Source organism: Streptomyces gilvus, assembly GCF_022513565.1.
In the GTDB taxonomy this organism is placed as follows: Bacteria; Actinomycetota; Actinomycetes; order Streptomycetales; family Streptomycetaceae; genus Streptomyces; species Streptomyces gilvus.
The window spans coordinates 144107-168193 of sequence record NZ_JAKWBE010000001.1; the positions used below are offsets into that span (position 1 = coordinate 144107).

The 24087-nt window shown below is 72.9% G+C and carries 21 protein-coding genes; 14 read left to right on the top strand and 7 right to left on the bottom strand.

All coding sequences use genetic code 11. The annotated features are described in order from the left end of the window. Positions 1–6 precede the first annotated feature (6 nt). The 4 genes from MKW14_RS00655 (at position 7) to MKW14_RS00670 (ending at position 4970) form a co-directional block, all read left to right on the top strand. Positions 7–849, top strand: a complete 843-nt coding sequence (locus MKW14_RS00655; RefSeq protein WP_240858090.1) for a nitrilase-related carbon-nitrogen hydrolase — start codon at positions 7–9, stop codon at positions 847–849. A 31-nt stretch (positions 850–880) separates the two neighbouring features. Beyond that, positions 881–2284, top strand: a complete 1404-nt coding sequence (gene hydA, locus MKW14_RS00660) for a dihydropyrimidinase (protein ID WP_240858093.1) — start codon at positions 881–883, stop codon at positions 2282–2284. An 11-nt stretch (positions 2285–2295) separates the two neighbouring features. Next, the gene (locus MKW14_RS00665; RefSeq protein WP_240858094.1) at positions 2296–3315 is read left to right on the top strand and encodes a TIGR03842 family LLM class F420-dependent oxidoreductase; all 1020 of its coding nucleotides are present in this window, start codon (positions 2296–2298) and stop codon (positions 3313–3315) included. Positions 3316–3443: 128 nt separating this feature from the next. Further along, positions 3444–4970, top strand: a complete 1527-nt coding sequence (locus tag MKW14_RS00670) for an NCS1 family nucleobase:cation symporter-1 (RefSeq protein ID WP_240858095.1) — start codon at positions 3444–3446, stop codon at positions 4968–4970. A gap of 24 nt (positions 4971–4994) precedes the next feature. Here MKW14_RS00670 and MKW14_RS00675 read toward each other — a convergent pair whose 3' ends face one another. Beyond that, the gene (locus MKW14_RS00675; protein WP_240858097.1) at positions 4995–5654 is read right to left on the bottom strand and encodes a hypothetical protein; all 660 of its coding nucleotides are present in this window, start codon (positions 5652–5654) and stop codon (positions 4995–4997) included. 875 nt (positions 5655–6529) lie between these two features. On the opposite strand from MKW14_RS00675, the gene MKW14_RS00685 reads away from it, so the two are divergent. Continuing rightward, positions 6530–7357: a class I SAM-dependent methyltransferase gene (locus MKW14_RS00685; protein ID WP_240858098.1), complete on the top strand. Its 828-nt coding sequence runs from the start codon at positions 6530–6532 to the stop codon at positions 7355–7357. 18 nt (positions 7358–7375) lie between these two features. On the opposite strand, the gene MKW14_RS00690 is transcribed toward MKW14_RS00685, so the two are convergent. Beyond that, a complete protein-coding gene (locus tag MKW14_RS00690) occupies positions 7376–8368 on the bottom strand; it encodes a phospholipase D-like domain-containing protein (RefSeq protein WP_240858099.1) in 993 nt (330 codons plus the stop codon). Between the two features lie 175 nt (positions 8369–8543). Between MKW14_RS00690 and MKW14_RS00695 the strand changes: the two genes are divergently transcribed. The 4 genes from MKW14_RS00695 to MKW14_RS00710 all read left to right on the top strand — a co-directional run bounded on the left by MKW14_RS00695 (position 8544) and on the right by MKW14_RS00710 (position 13390). Continuing rightward, positions 8544–10373 (top strand): gamma-glutamyltransferase family protein, encoded by a 1830-nt coding sequence (locus tag MKW14_RS00695; protein ID WP_240858100.1) that lies wholly within the window; start codon positions 8544–8546, stop codon positions 10371–10373. A 90-nt stretch (positions 10374–10463) separates the two neighbouring features. Next, the gene (locus tag MKW14_RS00700; protein WP_240858102.1) at positions 10464–11312 is read left to right on the top strand and encodes an inositol monophosphatase family protein; all 849 of its coding nucleotides are present in this window, start codon (positions 10464–10466) and stop codon (positions 11310–11312) included. A 99-nt stretch (positions 11313–11411) separates the two neighbouring features. Next, positions 11412–12824 (top strand): phytoene desaturase family protein, encoded by a 1413-nt coding sequence (locus MKW14_RS00705; protein ID WP_240858103.1) that lies wholly within the window; start codon positions 11412–11414, stop codon positions 12822–12824. A 56-nt stretch (positions 12825–12880) separates the two neighbouring features. After that, positions 12881–13390: an O-acetyl-ADP-ribose deacetylase gene (locus MKW14_RS00710; protein WP_240858104.1), complete on the top strand. Its 510-nt coding sequence runs from the start codon at positions 12881–12883 to the stop codon at positions 13388–13390. A 12-nt stretch (positions 13391–13402) separates the two neighbouring features. Here the strand turns inward: MKW14_RS00710 and MKW14_RS00715 are convergent, their stop codons facing one another. From MKW14_RS00715 to MKW14_RS00725, 3 genes are all read right to left on the bottom strand, one after another. After that, entirely contained in the window at positions 13403–15271 is a 1869-nt protein-coding gene (locus tag MKW14_RS00715) for a M1 family aminopeptidase (protein ID WP_240858105.1), read from the bottom strand. A 182-nt stretch (positions 15272–15453) separates the two neighbouring features. Beyond that, complete coding sequence (locus MKW14_RS00720; RefSeq protein WP_240858106.1) at positions 15454–16392, bottom strand: M56 family metallopeptidase; 939 nt, start codon at positions 16390–16392, stop codon at positions 15454–15456. 116 nt (positions 16393–16508) lie between these two features. Further along, complete coding sequence (locus MKW14_RS00725) at positions 16509–16937, bottom strand: BlaI/MecI/CopY family transcriptional regulator (RefSeq protein ID WP_240858107.1); 429 nt, start codon at positions 16935–16937, stop codon at positions 16509–16511. A 119-nt stretch (positions 16938–17056) separates the two neighbouring features. Here MKW14_RS00725 and MKW14_RS00730 point away from each other — a divergent pair, with 119 nt between their 5' ends. The 5 genes from MKW14_RS00730 to MKW14_RS00750 all read left to right on the top strand — a co-directional run bounded on the left by MKW14_RS00730 (position 17057) and on the right by MKW14_RS00750 (position 21508). Continuing rightward, positions 17057–17722 (top strand): DedA family protein, encoded by a 666-nt coding sequence (locus tag MKW14_RS00730; protein WP_240858108.1) that lies wholly within the window; start codon positions 17057–17059, stop codon positions 17720–17722. Beyond that, entirely contained in the window at positions 17719–18324 is a 606-nt protein-coding gene (locus MKW14_RS00735; RefSeq protein WP_240858109.1) for a phosphatase PAP2 family protein, read from the top strand. Before MKW14_RS00730 ends, MKW14_RS00735 begins: the two co-directional genes overlap by 4 nt. A 178-nt stretch (positions 18325–18502) precedes the next feature. Beyond that, positions 18503–19423 (top strand): phosphatase PAP2 family protein, encoded by a 921-nt coding sequence (locus MKW14_RS00740; protein ID WP_240858111.1) that lies wholly within the window; start codon positions 18503–18505, stop codon positions 19421–19423. 64 nt (positions 19424–19487) lie between these two features. Beyond that, entirely contained in the window at positions 19488–20150 is a 663-nt protein-coding gene (locus MKW14_RS00745) for a response regulator transcription factor (RefSeq protein ID WP_240858112.1), read from the top strand. Continuing rightward, on the top strand, positions 20147–21508 hold the full coding sequence (locus MKW14_RS00750; protein ID WP_240858113.1) for a sensor histidine kinase: 1362 nt from the start codon (positions 20147–20149) through the stop codon (positions 21506–21508). Before MKW14_RS00745 ends, MKW14_RS00750 begins: the two co-directional genes overlap by 4 nt. 44 nt (positions 21509–21552) lie before the next feature. Here the strand turns inward: MKW14_RS00750 and MKW14_RS00755 are convergent, their stop codons facing one another. Together MKW14_RS00755 and MKW14_RS00760 are read right to left on the bottom strand one after the other, a co-directional pair. Then, entirely contained in the window at positions 21553–22500 is a 948-nt protein-coding gene (locus MKW14_RS00755) for a lysylphosphatidylglycerol synthase transmembrane domain-containing protein (RefSeq protein WP_240858114.1), read from the bottom strand. After that, a complete protein-coding gene (locus MKW14_RS00760) occupies positions 22497–24005 on the bottom strand; it encodes a hypothetical protein (RefSeq protein ID WP_240858115.1) in 1509 nt (502 codons plus the stop codon). The genes MKW14_RS00755 and MKW14_RS00760 overlap by 4 nt, the downstream gene beginning before the upstream one ends. Positions 24006–24087 lie beyond the last annotated feature (82 nt).

Sequence of the window (24087 nt, forward strand, 5' to 3'; positions counted from 1 at the left end):
GTCCCGATGAGCAGAGTGATCCGTGCCGCCCTCTTCCAGACCGCGTGGACGGGCGACAAGGAGTCGATGATCGCGGTGCACGAACAGGCGGCCCGGGACGCGGCCGCGCAGGGCGCTCAAGTCCTGTGCTTCCAGGAGCTGTTCTACGGACCGTACTTCTGCCAGGTCCAGGACAAGGCGTTCTACGAGTACGCGGAGGCGATCCCCGACGGCCCGATCGTCAAGCGTTTCCAGGCGCTCGCGAAGGAGCTGGGGATCGTCCTGATCCTGCCGATGTACGAGGAGGAGCAGCCCGGCGTCCTCTACAACACCGCGGCCGTGATCGACGCCGACGGCTCGTACCTCGGCAAGTACCGCAAGCACCACATCCCCCAGGTCCCGGGGTTCTGGGAGAAGTTCTACTTCCGCCCCGGCAACGCCGGCTGGCCGGTCTTCGACACCAAGGTCGGGAAGATCGGCGTCTACATCTGCTACGACCGCCACTTCCCGGAGGGCTGGCGGGCGCTGGGCCTCGAAGGCGCGGAGATCGTCTTCAACCCGTCGGCCACCTCGCGCGGTCTGTCCGGCTACCTGTGGCAGCTGGAGCAGCCGGCCGCGGCCGTCGCCAACGAGTACTTCGTCGGCGCGATCAACCGGGTCGGCGTGGAGGAACTCGGCGACAACGACTTCTACGGGACCTCGTACTTCGTGGACCCCGAGGCCCAGTTCGTCGGCGAGGTGGCCTCCGACAAGGAGACCGAACTCGTCGTCCGCGACCTGGACATGGCCAAGCTGCGCGAGGTCCGCGACCGCTGGCAGTTCTACCGCGACCGCCGTCCCGACGCCTACCCGCCGCTGACCGCACCCTGACCGAACCGTTCACCCAGGCAGGAGAGGGACCATGAGCAGCCGTACCGTCATCCGCGGTGGCCTCGTCATCACCGCGTCCGACGAGATCCACGCCGACGTGCTGATCGAGGACGGCCGCATCGCCGCCCTCGCCGCCTCCGGCACGCCCGCCGCCGAGGCGTTCCGTGCCGAGCAGGTCATCGACGCCACCGGGAAGTACGTGATCCCCGGTGGCGTCGACGCCCACACCCACATGGAGCTGCCCTTCGGCGGCACCTTCGCCTCCGACACCTTCGAGACCGGCACCCGGGCCGCCGCCTGGGGCGGCACGACCACCATCGTCGACTTCGCCGTGCAGAGCGTCGGCCACTCCCTGCGCGAGGGCCTGGACGCCTGGCACGCCAAGGCCGAGGGCAACTGCGCCATCGACTACGGCTTCCACATGATCGTCTCCGATGTGAACCAGGAGACGCTCAAGGAGATGGACCTGCTGGTCGAGGAGGGCGTGACCTCCTTCAAGCAGTTCATGGCCTACCCCGGTGTCTTCTACTCCGACGACGGCCAGATCCTGCGCGCCATGCAGCGCTCCGCCGAGAACGGCGGCCTGATCATGATGCACGCCGAGAACGGCATCGCGATCGACGTGCTGGTCGAGCAGGCGCTGGCGCGCGGGGAGACCGACCCGCGCTACCACGGGGAGGTGCGCAAGGCCCTGCTGGAGGCCGAGGCCACCCACCGCGCCATCAGGCTCGCCCAGGTCGCGGGCGCCCCGCTGTACGTCGTGCACGTCTCGGCGATGGAGGCGGTGGCCGAACTGGCGCGGGCGCGGGACGAGGGGCTGCCGGTCTTCGGCGAGACCTGCCCGCAGTACCTGTTCCTGTCCACCGACAACCTCGCCGAACCCGACTTCGAGGGCTCGAAGTACGTGTGCAGCACGCCCCTTCGGCCCAAGGAGCACCAGGCGAAGCTCTGGCAGGGCCTTCGGACGAACGACCTCCAGGTCGTCTCCACCGACCACTGCCCCTTCTGCTTCGTGGGCCAGAAGGAGCTGGGCCGCGGGGACTTCTCGAAGATCCCCAACGGTCTGCCGGGCGTCGAGAACCGTATGGACCTGCTCCACCAGGCCGTCGTCGACGGGCACATCAGCCGCCGCCGCTGGATCGAGATCGCCTGCGCCGCACCCGCCCGGATGTTCGGGCTCTACCCGAAGAAGGGCACCATCGCCCCGGGCGCCGATGCCGACGTCGTCATCTACGACCCCAGCGCCGAGCAGGTGATGTCCGTCGAGACGCACCACATGAACGTCGACTACTCGGCCTACGAGGGCAAACATGTCACCGGCCGGGTCGAGACGGTTCTCTCGCGCGGCGAAGTCGTCATCAACGAGCGGGAGTACACCGGACGCGCGGGACACGGCGTCTACACCCCGCGCTCCACCTGTCAGTACCTCAACTAGGAGTGGCGCCCATGGACTTCGGACTCGTCCTGCAGACCGACCCGCCGGCCTCGAAGGTCGTCAGCCTGATGAAGCGGGCCGAGCGCAACGGCTTCCGGTACGGCTGGACCTTCGACTCCGCCGTGCTGTGGCAGGAGCCGTTCGTGATCTACAGTCAGATTCTGGCCAACACGCAGAAGCTGACCGTGGGCCCGATGGTCACCAACCCCGGTACCCGTACCTGGGAGGTCACCGCCTCCACCTTCGCCACCCTCAACGACATGTTCGGCAACCGCACCGTCTGCGGCATCGGCCGCGGCGACTCCGCGATGCGGGTCGCCGGCCGCAAGCCCAACACGCTGGCCCGGATCAGCGAGGCGATGAAGGTCATCCGGGCCCTCGGCCGGGGCGAGGAGGCCGACCTCGGCGGCACGGTGATCAGGTTCCCGTGGATCAAGCCGGGCGCCGAACTCCCCGTCTGGATGGCCGCGTACGGGCCGAAGGCCCTGAAGATGACCGGCGAGGAGGCCGACGGGTTCATCCTGCAGCTGGCGGACCTCTACCTCACGGAGTACATGGTCAAGGCCGTCAAGGACGCGGCCGTGGCCGCCGGGCGTGACCCGTCCGAGGTCAAGATCTGCGTGGCCGCGCCCGCCTACGTCACCGAGGACGACTCGCCCGAGGCCCTCGCCCACGCCCGGGACCAGTGCCGCTGGTTCGGTGGCATGGTCGGCAACCACGTCGCCGACCTGGTCGCCAAGTACGGCGAGCACTCCGCCGCCGTCCCCGACGAACTGACCGACTACATCAAGGCCCGCGAGGGGTACGACTACTCCCACCACGGCCGCGCGGACAACCCCGACACCCAGTTCGTCCCCGACGAGATCGTCGACCGGTTCTGTCTCATCGGCCCGGTCGACAAGCACATCGAGAAACTGCGGGCGCTGCGCGAACTGGGCGTCGACCAGTTCGCCGTGTACGACATGCACGACGCCCAGGAAACGGTGATCGACGCGTACGGCACGAAGGTCATCCCGGCCCTGAACGCCTGAACCGTCCACCCCTCCCCATCCCCCTGCCCATCCCCCCACTCCAGTTCTCCCCTCCCCACCTCCCCGGGGAGGGGACCCGGAGACCCGCACGGCCTTTCCGGATCCGCCCTTCATCGATTGGCCTGCCCATGACCGACACCGCTCCCACGGCCATACCGCCGACCGCTCAAGTCACCCTCGCCGACGGACGCGTGGAGATCGCGCCGGGGTCCCCGCCGCCCAGCGGGCCGTACGCCAACGAGGACCTGCTTCCGGTTCCGATCGAGAAGCGCACCTGGACCACGTACAACTTCTCCGCGCTGTGGGTCGGCATGGCCCACAACACCGCCTCCTGGACCCTCGCCTCCGGTCTGATCGCCGTCGGCATGGACTGGAAGCAGGCGGTGTTCACCATCGCCCTGGCCAATGTGATCGTGTTGATCCCGATGCTGCTCACCGGGCACGCGGGACCGAAGTACGGCATCCCCTTCCCGGTCTTCGCGCGTGCCTCGTTCGGCGTCCGGGGCGCCAACCTGCCCGCCGTCGTACGGGCGTTGGTGGCGTGCGGCTGGTTCGGCATCCAGACCTGGATCGGCGGCGAGGCGATCTACTTCCTCGCCGGGAAGCTGATCGGCGACAGCTGGGCGAACGCCTCCCACATCGGGGGATACGCCTGGACGATGTGGCTGTCGTTCGCCCTCTTCTGGGTGATCCAGGTCGCCATCATCTACCGGGGCATGGAGACGATCCGCCGCTTCGAGAACTGGGCGGCGCCGTTCGTGATCGTCGGCGCGCTGGTGATGCTGATCTGGATGAGCGACAAGGCGGGCGGCTTCGGCCCGTTGCTGGACCAGCCGTCCAAGCTGGGCTGGGGCGGCGGCTTCTGGAAGCTGTTCTGGCCGTCCCTGATGGGCATGATCGGCTTCTGGTCCACGCTGTCGCTGAACATCCCGGACTTCACCCGGTACGGCAAGTCGCAGAAGGCGCAGACCTGGGGACAGGCGCTCGGTCTGCCCACGACCATGACGCTGTTCGCGCTGCTGTCCGTGCTGGTCACCTCCGGTTCGCAGGCCGTGTACGGGCAGACGATCTGGGACCCGGTCCAGCTCGCCGCCAAGACCGACAACGTCCTCGGCCTGCTGTACGCGCTGGTGACCGTGCTGGTGGCGACCCTGTCCGTGAACATCGCGGCCAACCTGGTCTCGCCGGCCTTCGACTTCTCCAACATCGCGCCCAGGAAGATCAGTTTCCGTACCGGCGCCCTCGCGACCTGCGTCCTCGGCGTGCTGATCTTCCCGTGGAAGCTGTACTCCGACCCGCAGGGCTACATCTTCACCTGGCTCGGCCTGGTCGGCGGACTGCTCGGCACGGTGGCCGGCATCCTCATCGCCGACTACTGGATCCTGCGCCGGGGCAAGCTGGACCTCGTCGACCTGTACCGCTCCGGCGGCCGTTACTGGTACGAGGGCGGCTGGAACTGGCGGGCCGTCGTGGCCTTCGCGGCGGGCGGCGTCCTCGCGATCGGCGGAGCGAGCTTCAAACCGCTGATCGACGGACGGCCCATCCCGGCGCTGCGGTCCCTCGCGGACTACGGCTGGGCGGTCGGCCTCGGCACCTCGATGGTGGTGTACCTGGCGCTGATGCTGCTGCGCGGAAGGGACCGACTGGAAGGCTGAGAGCGCGTCCGAGGGGCAGCCGGTCTACCGGCTGCCCTTCAGCGCGGTCACCGCGTCCCGCGCCGCCTTGATGGCACCCGTGTTGATCACGTCGGTGCTGGGCGCCTTCTTGGTCTCGAAGTCGCTGCCGTTGTAGGTGGTGACCACCAGCACGTTGGACACACGGGCGATGACGACACCCTCACGCGTCTGCTGCTTGTCCTGGGTGGTGAGGTTCACCACGGAGTAGGCGGAGTCGCCGAGTCCGGGGACGGCCCCTCCGCCGCTCTTCTCCGTGAGGCGCTCCTGATACTCCTTCTGCGCCGCCGCGTCCGACTCCATGACCTCGAAGGAGACGTCGAGCCAGCGGTAGTCGTAGCCCTTGAGGGCGTTCCAGGAGCAGGTGCGGCGCAGCTTGGCGTTCGTCGACTGGATCTCCTTGCCGGCCGTCTTCGCGCCCGGCACCAGGGACTTGACCGTCGCGACGGAGATGCTGCCGCACGGGGCCGGTGCGGCGGTGTACGACGCGGCCTCGGCTGCCGTCGACGACGGCGCGGAGGGCGACTGCGTGCTGGTCTTCTGTCCCGCGTCGTGCTGGTCGGCCGGTGTCGCGGGGCTCGACGTCAGCGCCCAGCCCGCCGCGGCGAGCACGACGACGGGGGACAGGCGCGCGGTCAGAGCGAGCGGCAGGGGAAGTTCACGCACGGACACACTTCTCTGTGGGGGAGGCGGTGCGGTGGGGTCCGCACTGCGGACGGGGCGCCAGTCTCACATGAGTCCCTGTGAGACGGAAGTGCGAACTCGTACCGTACCTGTGCGATCACCCTCGGCGCGTGGCGCCGGCTTCCCGCCAGTTCGCTCTCGATGGGTCCACGGCCGTGACGGCGCCGTACGCGACGAGGTGCACAGGCAGTGGTCGGTGCGATCGGGGCGGCGACAGGCGGCCATGTCCTCGTCCGTGCAGGACCGCCGAGGGGTGGGCGCCGTCCGAGTGGAGCAGGGCCCGGTCGTCCGCGTCGAGCAGGCCCGCGCCCGACCGGGCGACCGTGCGCAGGGCGGCGTAGGCGGGGCCGACCGGGTGCCCGCCCCTTGTCGAGGAGGGGCAGGGACGCGCCGGGCAGGGGAGTGCGGCCCATGGTGCGGGCGAGCGCGCGCCCCGCGACGCTGCGGACGGCCCGGACGCGCTGGACACCGCCCGGCAGCCGCTGCTCGACCAGCAGCGCGGAGACGACACGGCTGATGCGGTGGAAGACGAGGGTCGTGCCGAGGCAGGCGGGGCCTGCCCCTCCGCCCAGGGGTACGGCCGCAGGGCGGCGTCGGGGACCCGGCCGGCGAGCCCCCAGTCGACCACGCGCGCGTGCTCCGGCCTCCGGAACCAGCCGCTCGGCCAGGGCGTGGTTGCGGGTCGCGTGCAGCAGCACGGTTCGCCGGTGCGGCTGCCGGGCCCGGCGATCAGCGACTTCCGCGTCAACGCCCCGGTGAGGGCGAGGAGTTCGGGTCTCGGCGTGTTCGGCTTCGAGTCGGGACCCGCGGTGGATAACCCGTTGCGGCGGCCGTGGGACGGTCAGCAGGCTGGGGCGATGACCGAGACGACACGCCCCCACGCCCCGGCCCTCCACGAGGACATCCTCGCCTACTACACCCGCGGCAAGGAGGACGGCCGCCTCAGGGACGGCGGTGCGCCCTCCGGCCGGCTGGAGTTCTGGCGCACGCAGGACGTCCTGCGACGGATCCTGCCCCCGGCACCCGCGCGCGTGCTGGACGTGGGCGGGGGCAGCGGCGTGCACGCGGAGTGGCTCGTGCGGGACGGCTACGAGGTCGAACTCGTCGATCCCGTACCGCTGCACGTGGAGCAGGCCTCCCGGCTGCCCGGGGTCACTGCACGGGCCGGGGACGCGCGGTCGCTGCCGGACGGGGACGCCACGTACGACGCCGTGCTGCTGCTCGGCCCGCTCTACCACCTGACCGAACGCGCCGACCGAGTAAGGGCGTTGGCCGAGGCGCGGCGCGTGGTCAGGCCCGGCGGACCGGTCGTCGCGGCCACCATCAACCGGTACGCGGGACTGCACGACCTGCTCCGGGAGGAGCGCTACTTCGAGCCCGTCCAGCGGGCCCGCACGGACGCCGCGAGCACCGACGGCCGGCACGGATCCGAAGGCGGCCTGTTCACCGTCGCCTACTTCGCCCAACCGGCCGACGTGCCGGGCGAGTTCACCGACGCCGGCCTCGTCCCGGAGGGCCAGTACGGCCTGGAGGGCGTCGCCTGGCTCATGGGCGGGATCGAGGACTGGCTGGACGACCCGGAACGCCGCGAGGTGGTCCTGGCGGCGACCCGGCGCATCGAGTCGGAGCCGACCCTGCTGGGCGCGAGCGGGCACCTGCTCACGGCCGGGCGCCGCCGGCCGTGAGCAGGCGTCCGTGCGGGGTCACGCCGCCGTGCCGCCCGCGTAGTCGCTGTTGAACGTCGTCTCGACGGTCGTGGCCACGGACTGCGCCACCCCGGTGCCGGTGAGGACGATGCCCAGCTCCCGGTTGCCGGCGAGGGAGTTGCTGCTGATGTTCATGGAGCCCGCCTGCACCTCCTGGGTGGCCAGCCCATAGTCGGCGACCATGGCCTTGGCGTGGATGTAGAAGCCGTTGGGGTCGGAGTAGCCGACGACGGTGCCGCCGGCCGCCTCGATCTCGGAGACCTCGCTCGTGTAGTCGCCCGGTGTCTCCAGGACGACCCGCACCTTCACGCCCGCCTTCGCCCGCGCGGCGATCGCGTCGACCACCGTGCTGTCGCTGAACTCCAGTTCCTCGACGTCGAGGGTCTTCGTCGCCGCGTTGACCACCGACAGCAGCCGGCTGCGCGAGTCGGTCGGCGACCAGAGCAGGTGGTCGCCGTCGGTCGGGGTCACCGAGGTCCCGGCGTAGTCCGCGTTGAAGACCTTCTCGATCGCGGCGACGTCCCGGGTGTCGTCGGTGAAGACGCCGTAGTCACGGCCGGTCGCGTAGTACTGGGAGGTCAGGTTGCCGGTCAGGACGAGCGACTTGGTGCCGTCCACCGTGATCGTCTTCTGGTGGGTGTAGACGAAGCTCGACGGCGACCACACCACTCCCACACCCGCGTCGGTCAGCTCCGTGTACGCGGAGTTGTTCGCGGTCTTGTGCTGGCGGTCCAGGATCACCCGTACCGTGACGCCCTTGTTCTCCAGGGCTATGAGGTCGTCGACGGCCGTGGTGTCCTCGAGCTCGTACATCGTCATGTCGAGGGACGTGGTGGCCGAGTCGATGAAGTCGTAGATCGTCGGCTCACCGCTGGTGAGCGAGAAGGCGAAGGCGGAGTAGCTCGCGGCGTTCGCGGGGACGGCGGTGGCGATCACGGCGGCGCCGGCCGCGAGGGCCACACTCGCACGCCCGAAGACCTTCCACAACATGTCTGACTCCTGGTCGAGTTGATGCCCACGTGGGGGGTGGCAGGCGTGAGCATGACACCACGCGCGTAGAACGCCGGGATGGCGGACGGCTCATGAAGTGCCCGGGGGATCGCAAAATCTTCGTAGGCGCCTCGGGCGGGTAGGAGCAGCCCGACAGCGAGCAGAGAGGTGAGACATGCGCTTCCGCACCCGGCCGACCCTTCAGGGCACCTTCGGGATGGTGTCCTCCACCCACTGGCTGGCCTCGCAGTCGGCGATGGCCGTGCTGGAGGACGGAGGCAACGCCTACGACGCGGCCGTCGCGGGCGCTTTCGTGCTGCACGTCGTCGAGCCGCACCTCAACGGCCCCGCCGGCGAGGTGCCGATCCTGCTCGCGCCGGCCGGCGGCGAGGTACGGGTGCTGTGCGGACAGGGCGTGGCCCCGGCCGGGGCGAATGTCGCGCACTACCGGGGGCTCGGTCTGGACCTCGTGCCCGGCACCGGCCCCCTCGCCGCCGCCGTGCCCGGCGCCTTCGACGCCTGGATGCTCCTGCTCCGCGACCACGGCACCAAGCCCCTCGCGGACGTCCTCAAGTACGCCGTCGAGTACGCCGAACACGGCCACGCGCCCGTGGAGAACGTCGGCGCGACCGTCGAGACCGTACGAAAACTGTTCGAGACGGAATGGACCTCGTCCGCGGAGGTCTACCTGCCCGACGGACAGGCCCCGCGCCCGGGCCGGCTGCTGCGCAACCCCGTCCTCGCCGCCACCTGGAAGCGCCTGATCGCCGAGACAGCCGGCGCCGGGGACCGGGTCGCGCAGATCGAGGCGGCGCGCGAGGTGTGGCGCTGCGGCTTCGTCGCCGAGGCGCTGGTACGGCAGTCCGCGCGCCCCACCCTCGACACCAGCGGCGAGCGCCACACCGGCACCCTCACGGCGGCCGACCTCGCCGGCTGGTCGGCGACCTACGAGACTCCGGTGACGTACGACTGGAACGGCTGGACCGTGTGCAAGGCCGGGCCGTGGAGCCAGGGCCCGGCGCTGCTCCAGCAGCTGGCGCTGCTGCCGCCCGAGCTGCCCGCGTACGGCTCCGCCGACTACGTCCACCTGCTGGTCGAGGGCTGCAAGCTCGCCATGGCCGACCGGGAGGCCTGGTACGGGGACGCCGCCGAGGTGCCGCTGGACGACCTCCTGTCGGACGGCTACAACGCGGCCCGGCGCGCTCTTGTCGGCGACGAGGCCTCGTACGAACTGCGCCCCGGCAGCCCCGGAGGCCGCACCCCGCGGCTCGGCGAGCACGCGCGCACGGTGATCGCCGACGAGCCCGGGTTCAGCCCGATGGGTGCCGGTGAGCCGACCGTCGCCAAACCGCCGAGGTCCCCGGTGCCGGGGGAGCCCGAGACCGGTGCCGACGGCGTCACCCGCGGCGACACCTGCCACATCGACGTCGTCGACCGCTGGGGCAACATGGTCGCCGCCACCCCGAGCGGCGGCTGGCTCCAGTCCAACCCGGTCGTGCCGGAACTGGGCTTCCCGCTCGGCACCCGGCTCCAGATGACCTGGCTGGAGGACGGTCTGCCCAACTCCCTGACGCCGGGCCGCCGTCCGCGCACCACCCTCACGCCCTCCCTCGCCCTGCGCGACGGTGTCCCGGTGCTGGCCTTCGGCACGCCCGGCGGCGACCAGCAGGACCAGTGGCAGCTGCACTTCTTCCTGGCCCTCGCCCTGCTCCCGCCCGTCCGCGGCGGCCTCGACCTCCAGGGCGCGATCGACGCCCCGAACTGGCACAACGACGGTTTCCCCGGCTCCTTCTACCCGCGCGGCATGCGGCCGGGCAGCCTCACGGTCGAGTCCCGCGTCGGCGCGGACGTCGTCGAGGAGCTGCGGCGGCGCGGTCACCGGGTGACCGTCGGCGACCCCTGGTCGGAGGGCCGCCTGTGCGCGGTGGCCCGGGACCCGGAGACGGGCGTGCTGTCGGCGGCCGCCAACCCGCGCGGGATGCAGGGGTACGCGGCCGGCCGCTAGGCCCTTCGGCGCACCCCGAGTTCATCCCGATTCCGCCGGGTGTCCACCCGGCGGGCGGGCGTTGTCAGTGGCGCGTGCTCTCATGGAGGCATGATCGTAGACACGGAAACCATCGACGAGTTTCTCGCCCGACGCTCGGCCGACGTGGAGGAGGCGGTCCGCGCGGCCGCCGCGGCCGAGATCATGCCCCGCTTCCGCCGCCTGGCCGCCCACGAGATCAACCAGAAGGCCGGACCGCACGACCTGGTCACCGACGCCGACCGCCTCGCCGAGCGGTACCTCACCGAAACCCTGGGCGCCCTGCTGCCCGGCTCCGTCGTGGTCGGCGAGGAGGCGGTGCACGCGAACCCCGCGACCTACGAGGCGATCCAGGGCGACGCCCCGGTGTGGATCGTCGACCCGGTCGACGGCACGCGCCAGTTCGTGCGCGGCGAGACCGGGTTCTGCACGCTGGTCGCGCTCGCGCGAGGCGGAGTGGTCCTCGCCTCCTGGACGTACGCGCCGGCCCGCGGCCAACTCGCCGTCGCCGTCAGGGGCCGGGGCGCCTTCCTCGACGGCGAGCGCCTGTACGCCGGGCCGCCCGCCCCCGGCCGGGACCTCGAAGTGGCCACCTCCCACCCGGACTACACGACGGACGAGCAGAAGCACGCCCTGCTCGGCCTGTGGACCGACGGCGTCGCCCCCCGCGCCTGCGGCTCGGCGGGCCTCGAGTACCTCGCCATCGCCCGCGGGGAACTCGACGCGACCGCCTTCTCCTGGGAGGCATCCTGGGACCACGCGGCGGGCATCCTGCTCGCCGAGGAGGCGGGCGGCGCCCACCTGACGCTCTCCGGGGAACCGTTCCGGATAACCGGCGGCAACAGCCTCCCCTTCACCACCGCCCGCGACGAGGAGACGGCGCGAAGGGTGGCCGCGCTGCTCGGGCAGGGCCCGGCCTGACCCGTCCCCGGATGCGGTGCCCGCACCCCGGGTGTCGTACCCCCGGCATATCCTGACCCCCAGGCCGTCGGTTGACGAAGGGGTCCGAAGGTGCCGTCGATGCTCGATGCGTGCGTGGTGGGTGCGGGGCCGAACGGACTGACGGCCGCCGTGGAGCTGGCCCGGCGCGGCTTCTCCGTGGCCGTCTTCGAGGCCCGCGACACCGTCGGCGGCGGCTCCCGCACCGAAGAGCTCACCCTGCCCGGCTTCCTGCACGACCCCTGCTCCGCGGCCCACCCGCTCGGCATCAACTCACCGGCCTTCCGCGCCCTGCCCCTGGAGCGGTACGGCCTTCAGTGGCTGCACGCCGACCTGGCCATGGCACACCCCTTCCCCGACGGCACCGCCGCCGTGCTGGCCCGCTCGGTCGCCGAGACGGCCGCCTCCTTCGGCCCACGGGACGCGGGGACCTACCGCAGACTGGTCGCGCCGTTCCTGCCCCGGTGGGACACCCTGGTCCGCGACTTCATGTCCCTGCCGCTGACCGCGCTGCCCCGCGACCCGGTCACCCTCGCCCGCTTCGGCCTCGTCGGTCTGCCCCCGTCGACCTGGCTTGCGCGCCGCTTCCACGACGACCGGGCCAGGACCCTGTTCGCCGGACTGGTCGCCCATGTGATGGCCCCGCTCGGCGGCTTCGCGACGAGCGCCATCGGCCTGATCTTCGTCCTCGCCGCGCACGCGCGCGGATGGCCGGTCGCCCGGGGCGGCTCGCAGTCCATCGCGGACGCGCTCACCGCGTACCTCAAGGACCTGGGCGGACTGGTGCACACCGACTACGAGGTCAAGCGCCTCGACGACCTGCCGCCCGCGCGAGCGTACGTCTTCGACACCTCGCCCACCGCGCTGGCCCGCATCGCCGGTTTCGGCCGCTACTACGCGGACTACAGGTACGGCCCGGGCGTCTTCAAGGTCGACTACGCGCTCGACGGACCGGTGCCGTGGACCGCGGAGGAGGCCCGCGCCGCCGCCACCGTGCAGATCGGCGCCGACAGCGCGGAGATCGGCAGGGCCCTGCGGGCGGCCTCCCGGGAGGGCCGGGCACCCGACCGGCCGTTCATGATCACGGTGCAGCCGGGCGTCGTCGACCCCACCCGCGCCCCCGAGGGCAAGCAGGTCTTCTGGGCCTACGCCCATGTGCCGAGCGGCTGGACGGGAGACCTCACGGACGTCATGGAACGCCAACTGGAGCGTTTCGCGCCCGGTTTCCGCGACCGCGTCCTCGCCCGTGCGACCGCCGGCCCGCCCGAACTCGCCGCCCGCAACGCCAACTACGTCGGCGGCGACATCGGCTCCGGCGCGGTGACCGGCCTCCAGGTCCTGCTGCGCCCCAAGCTCTCCCTCTCCCCGTACACCACCCCCCACCCGGCGGTCTTCATCTGCTCCTCCGCCACTCCACCGGGCCCGGGCGTCCACGGCATGTCGGGCCACAACGCGGCGAAGGCGGTGTGGCGCAGGCTGCGAGAGCAGCCGTAGCGGATCGGCCCTCGGGCAGCGCGTGTCCGTGTGCCCCACAATGGTTCGGAGGCTCCATGACCAGCATCACGCTCGTCCGGGGTGACATCACCCGGCAGGCCGTCGACGCCATCGTCAACGCGGCGAACTCCTCGCTGCTCGGCGGTGGCGGTGTCGACGGGGCCATTCACCGCCGGGGTGGGCCGGAGATCCTGGAGGAGTGCCGGAAGCTGCGCGCCTCGCGCTACGGCAAGGGCCTGCCCACCGGACAGGCGGTCGCCACCACCGCCGGGAAGCTGGACGCGCGGTGGGTGATCCACACGGTCGGTCCGGTCTGGTCGGCCGGCGAGGACCGCTCGGAGCTGCTGGCCTCCTGCTACCGGGAGTCCCTCCGGGTCGCCGACGAACTCGGCGCCCGTACGGTCGCCTTCCCCGCCGTCTCCACCGGTGTCTACGGCTGGCCGATCGACGACGGGGCCCGCGTCGCCGTCCGGACGGTGCGGGCCGCGGACACGTCGGTCGACGAGGTCAGGTTCGTCCTCTTCGACGAGCGGGCCTACGAGGCGTTCGCCGCGCAGACCCGCTGAACTCCCCTCCGGTCAGCCGTCGATGCGGTGCGTGCTCCAGAACGACGTCAGGTCCGTGCTCGTCGCGGCCTGCGCCGCCGCCTTGAACTCGGCCGTGGTCGAGACGCCGTACCAGTGCGAACTCGCGTAGTCCTTCAGCACCTTCGTCATCGCCGTGTCGCCGATGAGGCGCCGCAGGTCGTGCAGGGCGCACTTGCCGTAGCCGTAGACGACGGTGGAGTAGCGGGAGGAGTGGGCGTCCCAGTACGCCATCGAGTTGGTGATCTTCTCGGCGGAGGAGGCCCAGGAGACGCTGTTCCAGCAGTTGCTGCCGGTCTTGCCGAGGGCCAGGTCGGTGGCGTAGTCGGTGAACGCCTCGTCCAGCCAGGGGCTGTTGTACTCGTCGTCGCCGACGATGCCGTACCACCACTGGTGGCCGATCTCATGGGTGAGGGCGGTGGTGCTGACGAGGTCCAGGACGAAGCCGGGGTACTCCATGCCGCCGAACCAGTAGTTGTTGTCGATGACCGCGTCCAACTCGCCGTACGGGTAGGCGCCGAAGCGCGCGGCGTGGGCGTCGACGGCGGTCTTCGCCGTGCTCAGCATCGACTGCGCGTCGGAGGAGCTGATGCCCGAGACGGAGTAGACGTTGATCGCCGTACCGGCCGCCGACGTGCCCGAGATCCTGCTGAACGGCCCCGCCGCCCAGGCGAAGTCGCGCACCTTGGACGCGGTCGCGGTGGTGACCGTACGCCCGCTGGAGCCGGGGGTGTCGACGGACGTGCCGGTGGCCGGGACCAGCAGGCCGCTCGGGTGGTCGAGCGTGACGTGGAAGTCGGCGGCCAGGGAGTAGAACGACTCGCCGTTGTCGGTGTACGGGTCCAGGTGCCAGCCCGCGCCGTCCTTCACCGCGAGCACGGGCAGCGCGTTGCCGATGTTGTTGAAGGCCCCGTCGTGTCCGAACCGGTCGGCGCCGCTGGGCACGGTGATGGAGAGGTCGAAGCCGATCGTGGCGCTCTGCCCCTGTGCGAGCGGGGCCGGCAGGGAGATCTGCAGGGCGGTGCAGCCGACGGACAGGGCGCCCGCCGTGCCGCCGGTGAGGTTCGTGACCGTGACGGGCATCGCCGAGCAGGTGCCGTGGTAGTTGTCCCACAGCCGCAGATACACCTCGCCGAGCGGGGTCGAGGAGGCGTTGGTGAAGGTCGCGCTCTCGTGGCCGGTCCAGACGGTGCCGCTGCTGTTGCTGCTCAGACTGACGGTGTACGAGGGGGAGGCGGGCGTCCGTGTCGAGTCCGCCGGCGGGGGGGTGCCCGCGGAGGTGTCGAGGGCGACGTCGTCCAGGACGAAGCCGGTCTGCAGGCTGGAGTCCTCGGTGCCGGTGAAGGCGACGCTCACGGTCTGGCCGGCGAAGGCGGACACGTCGAAGGACTTCTGGACGTAGCCCGTGTTCCTGTCGAGGTTCGAGTACGTCGCCAGCGTGGTGGAGCCGATCTTCGCCGTCAGTTTGTCGTAGGCGGTGGAGGAGGTCGTCTCGGCGGTGTCGATGTGCAGCCAGAAGGACAGGGTCGCCTTGTCGCACCCCGACGGGACGGTGACGCTCTGGGAGAGCGTGTCGGTGTGCGTGGATCCGACGCCGTCCAGCCAGGCGAACGAGCTGCCGCCGTGCGCGCTCTGCCCGGAGCGGCTGGTGATGACGCTCGTCGACGACTGGCTCCAGGGCGAAGTGCCGCTCTCGAAGCCGCCGTTGGCCACCACCTGGGCCGGGGTGCAGGCCGCCGCCGAGGGTGCGGCGGCCGCGGGAAGGGCGGGCAGCGATACGACGGCCAGCGCGGCGACGGCCAACGGGCGCGCGAAGACGGTCAGCAGACGCGCGGCGACGGATCTGTGGGGGGTCGATCTCACGCGGAACTCCTTTGCGGCGACCGGGATCCCGGTCTGCTCGGCGATCGCCGGCCGGCCTGGGTGCGCCGGAGGCGGTCGGGGCTGCGTGCACTTGTTGGCCTGAGCATGCCATAAGCGTGAGCTGTGAGGGAGCTGTGCGTGAGAAGGGTGGCGAGGGGGCCCGCGGCGGCCGGCCGCTCCGGTCAGTCGCCGTGTCCGACGGGCTCTCCCTGGGCGACCTCGATGCCGTCGTGCAGATCCGTGGCCGCCTCCAGAGCCGCCGTCGCCGACAGGGCGACACAGGCGAGGAGGAGTCCGGCCAGGGCGCGGGGGAGCGCGCGGGCGGCGGGCTTCGGCGCGCTCAGCAGCGCGCTGACCCGGCGCGGCACCGGCCCCGCGGTGGCCGTGAGGGACAGCCGCGGCCGGGGGGTCGCCGCGCGGGCGGCGAGCGCGGCCCGGCCGACGGCGCGGGCGGTCAGGGTGCGGTCACCCGTCACCCGGGCGGCGGACTCGTCGGCCCAGCGCTCCAGGGCGTACGAGAGCGGGGCGCGCAGACCGCGCAGGGCCGGGTGCAGGGCCACGGCGAACTCGGTGGCGGCGAGGAAGAGATGGTGGCGGCCGGTCAGATGCGCGCGCTCGTGGGCGAAGAGCACCTCGCGCTCGCGTGCGCTGAGGGCGCGCAGCATGCCCGTGGTCACCACGATGCGGCCGGGGCGGCCGGGCAGCGCGTACGCGTCGGGCCGCTCGTCCTCCCGCACCCAGAGATCGCCCGCGCTCGCCTCGCTCCCGAACTGCCGGTGAGCGGCGCGCACTTCACGCACGTGCCGGACGGTCCGGCGCAGCAGCGAGGCGCCGAGCGCCGTCAGCGCGCAGGCGGCCAGGACCGCGGCGGGCACGGTGGCCAGGGAGCCGTCGCCCAGCAGATGCGGGGAGAGGTGGCCGAGCGCCGCGACGGAGGGGAGGCGCAGGGCGCCGTTCAGGGCCAGCAGGGCGAGAGCGGCCGTACTCGACAGGGCGAGGACCAGCGTCAGAGCGGTCAGCGCCCAGGCCGCCGCCCGGGGCGGCAGGTGCTCCGCTCCGCGCCGGGCCAGCGGGACCGCCAGCAGCGGCACCAGGAGCGGGAGCCACACGGCAAAGATCACGCGTTCCTCCAGGAAGCCGCCGGTCCGTCACCGGCCAGCCTACGCGGCAGGAGGCGGGGCCGTTTCCTCAGCGGCGCGGACGCGGACCCGAACGCCGATGCGGGTGGGGCACCGGCTCACGGCGTCTCGTCGGCCGTTCCCTGGCCGGTGGTCTCCAGCAGGGTGCGCAGCAGACGCTCGTCCTCCGGGCTCAGGTCGGAGACGAATCGCGCGAGCACGGTGCCGCGGTCCTCGTCCTTGTCGAGTTCGGCGTGCATCCGGCGGGCGGTCAGCCCGTGGGCGTCCTGGGCGGGCGCGTAGGCGTAGCCGCGGCCGAGCCGCTCCCGGGTGACCGCGCCCTTGGCGTGCAACCGTGTGAGGATGGTGGTGACGGTGGTGCGGGCCAGGCCCCCGCCGAGCTCCAGCTGCACGGCGCCGGGCGTGAGGGGTCCGTCGGCGGCCCACAGGGCGGCCAGGACACTCGCCTCCAGCTCGCCCGCCGGCCGCCGGTCCGTGTGCCCGTCGGCCGGGCCGCCGGCCGGCTCGTCGATCTGTTCCTGCGGCATGGGAACGCTCCTCGGCTCTGATTCGTCTACAGTTCAGTAGACGGTCTACATGACTGTAGTCGCTCGGCGCGGGTTCCGGCCCGCTCCGTCCACGTCCCAGTATGAGAGGGGTCGCCCGCATGGCAGCTGCCGAGTTCGCCGTCGCCCAGGCGGTGAACGTCCTGGATGCCGGATCCCTGCTGTCCGCCTTCGGCACGCTCGGCATCGCCGCCGTGCTGTTCGCCGAGACCGGCCTGCTGGTCGGCTTCTTCCTGCCCGGCGACTCCCTGCTGTTCACGGCGGGACTGCTGTGCGCGGGCGGCACCCACCGGTCCGTGCATCTCTCGCTGCCGCAGGTGCTGGTCGCCGCGGTCGTCGGGGCACTGGCCGGAGCGCAGGTCGGGTACTGGATCGGGCGGCGCGGCGGTCGCGCGCTGCTGGCCCGCAGCCGGGCGAGAAAGCTGCACGAGGGCGCGGCGCGCGCCGAGGAACTGCTCGCGCGCTACGGCCACGCCAAGGCGGTCGTCCTGGCCCGCTTCGTGCCGGTGGTGCGCACGGTGCTGAACCCGCTGGCCGGGGCGCTGGACGTGCCGGTACGGGTCTTCACGCTCTGGCAGGTCGTCGGCGGACTGGTGTGGACGATCGGCCTCGTCCTCGGCGGATACGCGCTGGGCTCCTCCATCCCCAACGTCGACCGCTACCTCCTGCCGCTGGTCGCCGTCGTCGTCCTCGCGTCCCTGACCCCGCTCGCCATCGAGGCCCGCCGCGCGCGTGCCCGCCGCACCTCCCCGGGAGCCCAGTCATGACCCCCCTCGCCTTCGGCGGCGCCTCGGTCGACGGCGGCCTCTACACGTGGATCACGCGGCTCGCCCACCACACCTCCCATCCCCTCGACACCGCGATCGCCGTCTGGTCCGACTACGGCCTCGCCCTGTTCGCCGTGCTGATGCTCGTCGCGTGGTGGCGGGCCCGCGGAGCCGGGGAGGCGCGGATGGTGCGGGCCCTGGCGACACCGCTGATCGTGATGGTCGTGTACGCCGTCGACATGCTGGTGAAGTCGGCGGTCGCCGAGACCAGACCCTGCCGCACACTGCACGTGGTCACGGTCGAGGCGTGCCCGGCGGCCGGGGACTGGTCGTTCCCCAGCAACCACGCCGTGATCGCCGGGGCCGCGGCCGTGGCGATCGCCCTGACCGACCGCCGTCTCACCCGCATCGCGGCCCCGGCCGCCGTCCTGATGGCCATCTCCCGCGTCTGGATCGGCGCCCACTATCCCCACGACGTGGCCGTGGGCCTGGCTCTCGGCGCGCTCCTGGCCTGGCTCCTGATGCGGCTCGCCGACCGGGGCGCGCCGCTGGTCAGACGGGTGGCCGCGACTCGGTTCGGTGGGTTGGTGACGGGGGTGTGAGGCGGAGTGCGCGCGATGGGGTGCCGGGCGGTTCTGGGCGAGCGGCGGGATGCGACGTGGCGGCCGGCGGGGCGGTGACCGGTCGGCGGTCGGCGGGGGCGCCGTGAGCGGGGCGGGACGGGCTCCGCGGAGTGGGCGGACCGGGCGGGACGGGCGGTCTGTGCGGGATGCGGGGTCCGTGCGGGGAGGGCTGCCGTGGCTCGCCGTCGTCTGCGCCGTGTTGTTCGCCGCCCTCGCCGTCGCGATGGGGGTACGGCACGGCTCACCGCTCCCGGGTGACGGCGCGGCGCACGCCTGGGCGCTCCGGCACCGGCCACCCGTCGGTCAGGCGCTGGCGCGCGGCATCACCGCGACCGGGACGGGACCGTGGCCGTATCTGATCGTCGTGGCGGCCGGGCTGGTCGCCGGCCGGGACACCGGTGAGCGGGTGAGAGCGGTCGTGTACGGCCTGGCCGTGCTGGTCGCCGGGCAACTGGTGCGCAGCGGGCTGATGGAACTGTTCGCACGAGCCCGCCCGAACACCGCCGACTGGGCGACCCACGCCTCCGGCTTCGCCTTCCCCTCCGGCCACACGACGACCTCCGCCCTGACGGCAGGGTTCGTGTGCTGGGCGGTCACCCGGCACCTCCGTGCCGGCCTCGCGCGTACGACGTGTGTGATCGCGGTGTGCTGGGCGGTGGCCGTCGGCTTGAGCCGGGTCTACCTGGGTGTGCACTGGGCCAGCGACGTACTGGGCGGCTGGCTGCTGGCCGGCGCGTGGCTGGGGCTGTGCTGGTGGGGGCTCGGACGGTGGTTGGACGTGCGGATGACGGGAGCGGGCGGAGCGGGGGGCTTCGTACCGGGTGCGCGTTGGCGTGCGGGTGCGGGTGCGGGTGCGGGTGCGGGTGCGGGTGCGGGGCTGGACGGGCCCGCGGGGGCTGCGGGGCCGGAGGGACGGGGCAACGGCGACGGGGACGGCACCGGCAGGGGGCGCGATCTCCGACCCTCGGCGGCCTCTGACCGGCCTCATGACCGATCGCCCGACTCTGCACCGCCCCCCGACGCTGCACGGCCGTCCGACTCCGCACCACCGTCCAACTCACCGCCCTCGGGTCCCTGACAGACATCCGCCGCCGAACCCCTGACGACCGAACCCCTGACGCCCGAATCCCTGACGGAGGACCATGCCCCCCAAGATCCTGGTCGTCGAGGACGATCACGGCCTGCGTGACGTGCTGGTGCGCGGGCTGCGGGACGAAGGGTTCGCGACACTGCCCGCCCCCGACGGAGCGACCGCGTTGCGGCTGGCCGGGGCCGAGGTCGCCGCGGCCGTGCTGGACGTCGGGCTCCCGGACGCGGACGGGCGGGACGTGTGCCAGGCGCTGCGCGCCAACGGCTTCTCCTTCCCGGTCGTCTTCCTCACCGCGCGCCACGGCCTGACCGACCGCCTCTCCGGCTTCTCCGCCGGCGGCGACGACTATCTCCCCAAGCCCTTCCACCTCGCCGAACTGGCCGCCCGCCTGCGCGCCGCCCTCAGACGCGCGCTGCCCACGCCCCACGCCACGGCAGGCGACCTGGTCCTGGACGCCGTACGGCACCGCCTGAGCGTGCGTGGCACGCAGGCCGATCTCACGCCGACGGAGTTCCGGCTGCTGGCCAGGCTGATGGCGACGCCCGGGGAGAACGTGAGACGCCGGGACCTCGTCCGGGCCGCCTGGCCGGAGGGCGCCCAGGTCAGCGAGAACACCCTCGACCAGTACCTGACCCGGCTGCGCCGCAAGCTGCGCGCGGCCGGGAGCGACCTGACCGTCGCCACCACCCGCGGGATCGGCCACCGCCTGTCATGACCCCCCGGCTCCACCGTCGCCTCGTCCCCCGGACCCTCCGCGGCCGTCTCTCCCTGGTCGCGGTCACCACCGCCGCGCTGCTCATGGTGATCCTGACCGTCGTCTTCAACACGGCCGTCCGGCACCACCTGAGGCATCAGGCGGACGAGGAACTGCGCGCCCGGGCGGCCGCCGTCGCCACCACCGTCGACACCAGCGGCACGCGCGTGCGGGTGCTGGAGACCGTCAACGACCGGTTACTGGACGCGAACGTGTGGATCTACGCAGGCCCGCGCCTGCTGGAACGGCCCCCGTCCGCCGGTCCGCTGACCGGCGTCGCCGAGCGGCTGGTCCGCGGCGGCGGGCGCCGGTGCCTGGACGCCGACGGACCCGACACGGGACAGGTCCGGCTGTGCGCCGAGCCCGTCCCCGGCGCCCGGCGTCCCGCGACCGTGGTCACGGCCCTGGACCTGTCCCCGTACCGGAGTTCGGCCAACACCCTGCTGCTGGGCTCGTTCGTCCTGGACGCGGTGATGCTCGCCTGCACCTACGGTCTGACCCGGCTCGCGGTGGGCCGCGCGCTGCGGCCGGTCGGGACGATGACCGACCAGGCCACCCAGTGGAGCGCGGTCGGCTCCGAGGAACGGTTCGGCAGTGCCGACCGCCCCGCCGAACTGGCCCGTCTGGGCGCCTCGTTGGACGCCCTCCTGGACCGTATCCGGGCCGTGCTGCGGCACGAGCGGCAGCTCACCGGCGAGCTCTCGCACGAGCTGCGCACCCCGCTCAGCCGTATAGTCGCCGAACTCGACTGGTACGGCTCCCGCCCCCGCACACCGGCCGAGACCCGCGCCGTGCACGTGACCATCGCCGAAGCCGCCGAGTCCATGCGGACCATCTGCGACACCCTGCTGACCACCGCCCGCGAGGACGCGGCGGCCGCTCCCGGCACGGCCCCGGTGCTGCCCACCCTCCGCCGCCTCGTCGACCGGCAGCCCGTGCCGGGGCGGGTGACCGTCGACGTCTCCGCCGCATCCGGGCAGGTGGAGGCGGGGGTCCAGGCCGCGCTGCTCGAGCGCATCGTCAGTCCCCTCCTCGCCAACGCCCTGCGCTACGCCACCTCGCACGTCACCCTGCACGCCGACCGGGACGGAAACGGTGTGCGGGTCCGGGTCACCGACGACGGACCCGGCGTACCGCCCGCGTTCGCCGAGCGGCTCTTCCAGCCCGGCCGCCGCGCCGACCCGGACGACGGACACGACGGCGCGGGTCTGGGTCTGCCGCTGGCCCGCCGCCTGGCCCGTTCCGCAGGGGGCGAGGTCCTGCACGATCCCGAAGTCGCCCCTGGGGCGGGTTTCGTGGTCAGACTCCCGTCCGGCTGACCCCGCCCGCGGCCCGCCGCTCCGGAGCGTGCGCCCCTGTCGTCTTACAGCGCCTTCGTGCGTACCAGCCCGGCGAGCACCAGCAGCCCCGGCACCAGCGGAAGCCACACCGTGAGCAGCCGGTAGCCGAGCACCGCCGACAGGCTCGCCCCCGCCGGAGCCCCGGCCGCCGTCAGCGTCCAGGCGAGCGCGGCGTCCAGCGACCCGAGCCCACCGGGCGTCGGCAGCAGTACGGCGGCGCTGCTCGCGGCGAGATACGCGAGCGCGACCCGCCCCGCCGGCAGCGGCAGTTCCAGGGCGCGTACGACGGCCAGCACGATCCCCGTGTGCAGCACGGCGAAGGCCAGCGAACCGCCCCACAGGGCCGCCGCGCGCGGCGGGCGTTCATGCACACCCCGCACATCGGCCACCGTGCACGCCAGCCACCGCCGCACCCGGGTCAGCCGCGAGAGCAGCACGGCCGCGCAGCCGGCGGCGGCCGTCCCCGTGAGGACGAGCAGCAGCGTCGTCCCGTGCACCGACGGCAGCCGCAGCACCCCGGGACTCGCGAGGGCGAGCACCCCGATGAGCACGAACCGCACGACCGCGCCCGCTGTGCCGCGGACCGCGAGAGCCGTCGCGGCCCGCCCCGGCGCCAGCCCGCAGCGCATCAGGAACCGCAGATTGACGGCACCGGCCCCCACCCCGGCGGGCAGGACGTGGTTGGCCGCCGACGCCGCGAACTGCACCGCCACCAGCCGTCGCGCGGGCAACGCCTCCCGTACCGCGCCCTGCACCGTGACCGCCGCGCACACCCAGGTCAGCACGGTGAGCACCGCGGCCAGCAGCAGCCACCCCCGGTCGGCGACGACCAGCCGGTCGGCCCCGGCGTCCAGCACGGGCCAGTGCCGTACGGCGAGCACCACGGCCCCCGCCAGCAGGCCGCCGGCCACCAGGGTCTGCCACGGCACCCGCCGTCCGGCGTCCAGGACGGCACCGGTCTGCGCGCTCATGTGCCCCGCCGTTCGTGCGGGGCGCCGGGTGCCACGTAGGCGTAGCCGTCCGACAGCCGGTGCAGTCGCCAGCCGTGGGCGTAGGACGGCACAGGCCCGGGGCTCGCGGCGAGGAGGGCGACCGGGATGCGGCGGGCGGTGCGGGTGAGGGCACCGGCCGTGGTGCCCGCGTCGTGACCGGCGGTGTAGGCGGAGGCGCAGCCTGCCTGGAAGGCGATGGGGACGGAGTCGCCGCCGGTGAGCAGACAGGGCGGCGAGAAGCCGAGGCGGCGCAGTTCCGTGGCGCTGCGGGCCCAGGCGCGGTGCGCGGCCGTCGTGCGGGACACCGCTCTGTCCACGACCGCCAGCTGCACGGCCACATGACCGGCCAGTCCGGCCGCCACCAGGGTCACGACCACCGGTCGCCACCGTCCGACAGGCGCAGTGACCAGGAACCACAGCGCGTCCGCGACCGGGAGGGCGAGCAGGGCGTAGGCGGGCAGCAGGAAGCGGGGTGCCGCGTACCCGATGAGGAAGAGATACGGCACCGCCGCCGTGACCGCGCAGGCGAGCGGCAGCGCGGTGACGGTCGTACGACGCGCCCGTACCGCGATGACCAGCGCGGCCGCGGCGAGCAGCGGCAGGACGAACCACCAGGCGATCACCGGCGCGCTCGGGACGGCGCCGGTGCACGGACGGCACAGGGCGCGGCCGCCGAGGCTGCGCAGCTGGTCGGTCACGGCGTTGTGCAGGCCGAGGCCGCCCTCGATGCGGGAGCCGGCGCTCAGCCGGGCGCCCAGGCCGCCGTAACGGACGTACGCCTCGACGACCCATTCGAGCGCACCCGCCGCCAGGCCGCCGAGGAGGGCGAGCAGGAGGCGCGGGCGGCGGTCGCGGAGGGCCAGGGCGAGGAGGGGGAGGCTCGTCCAGACGGCGTCCGTGGGCCGCATCCACGCCATCAGCGCGGCCGCCGCGGCCAAGCCCCACAGGGGTGCCCGCCGGGTGCGGTCGCGGCGGGCCCGCAGGAAGAAGCCCACGGCGGCCAGGGCGCCCACGGCCACCCAGTAGTTGGGCATGGCCTGGGGACCGTAGAAGAGGGTGATCCAGAGGGTGGCGAAGAGGGCGCCGCCGGCCGCGAGGACGCGGGGCGGGAACAGGGAGCGCCAGGCCCGCAGGGCCCCGTACAGGCCGGCGCCCGCCAGCACGGCCAGGTACACCCGCAGCAGCGCGGTCGACGACGACCAGGAGGCGACCGGGGCCACCAGCAGGGTGATGCCACGGGCGCGCGGGGCGCTGAAGAAGGCCGCCGGGGCGTGGCCGCTGACCTGGCTGACGTACACCGTCTCGTCCCAGCCGAGGCCCATTCCGGGGCGCACGAGCACCAGCTGGAGCAGGGTGAAGGCGCCCGCCACGGCCAGGAGCCATCGCGCGCCCGTCCGGGTCGCCGGGGGCGCCCCCGGGGGTGGGGCGGCACCGGGTGTCCGGGTCGGAGAAGGTGCGGCTGCGGCGTCGGAGGCCCTTGGCATCGTCCATCTTTCCGGCCCTACGCGTTGTAGGGTCGGGGGTCACCCTACAGGCTGTAGGTCGGGGTCATGCCGGAGGCGGGTA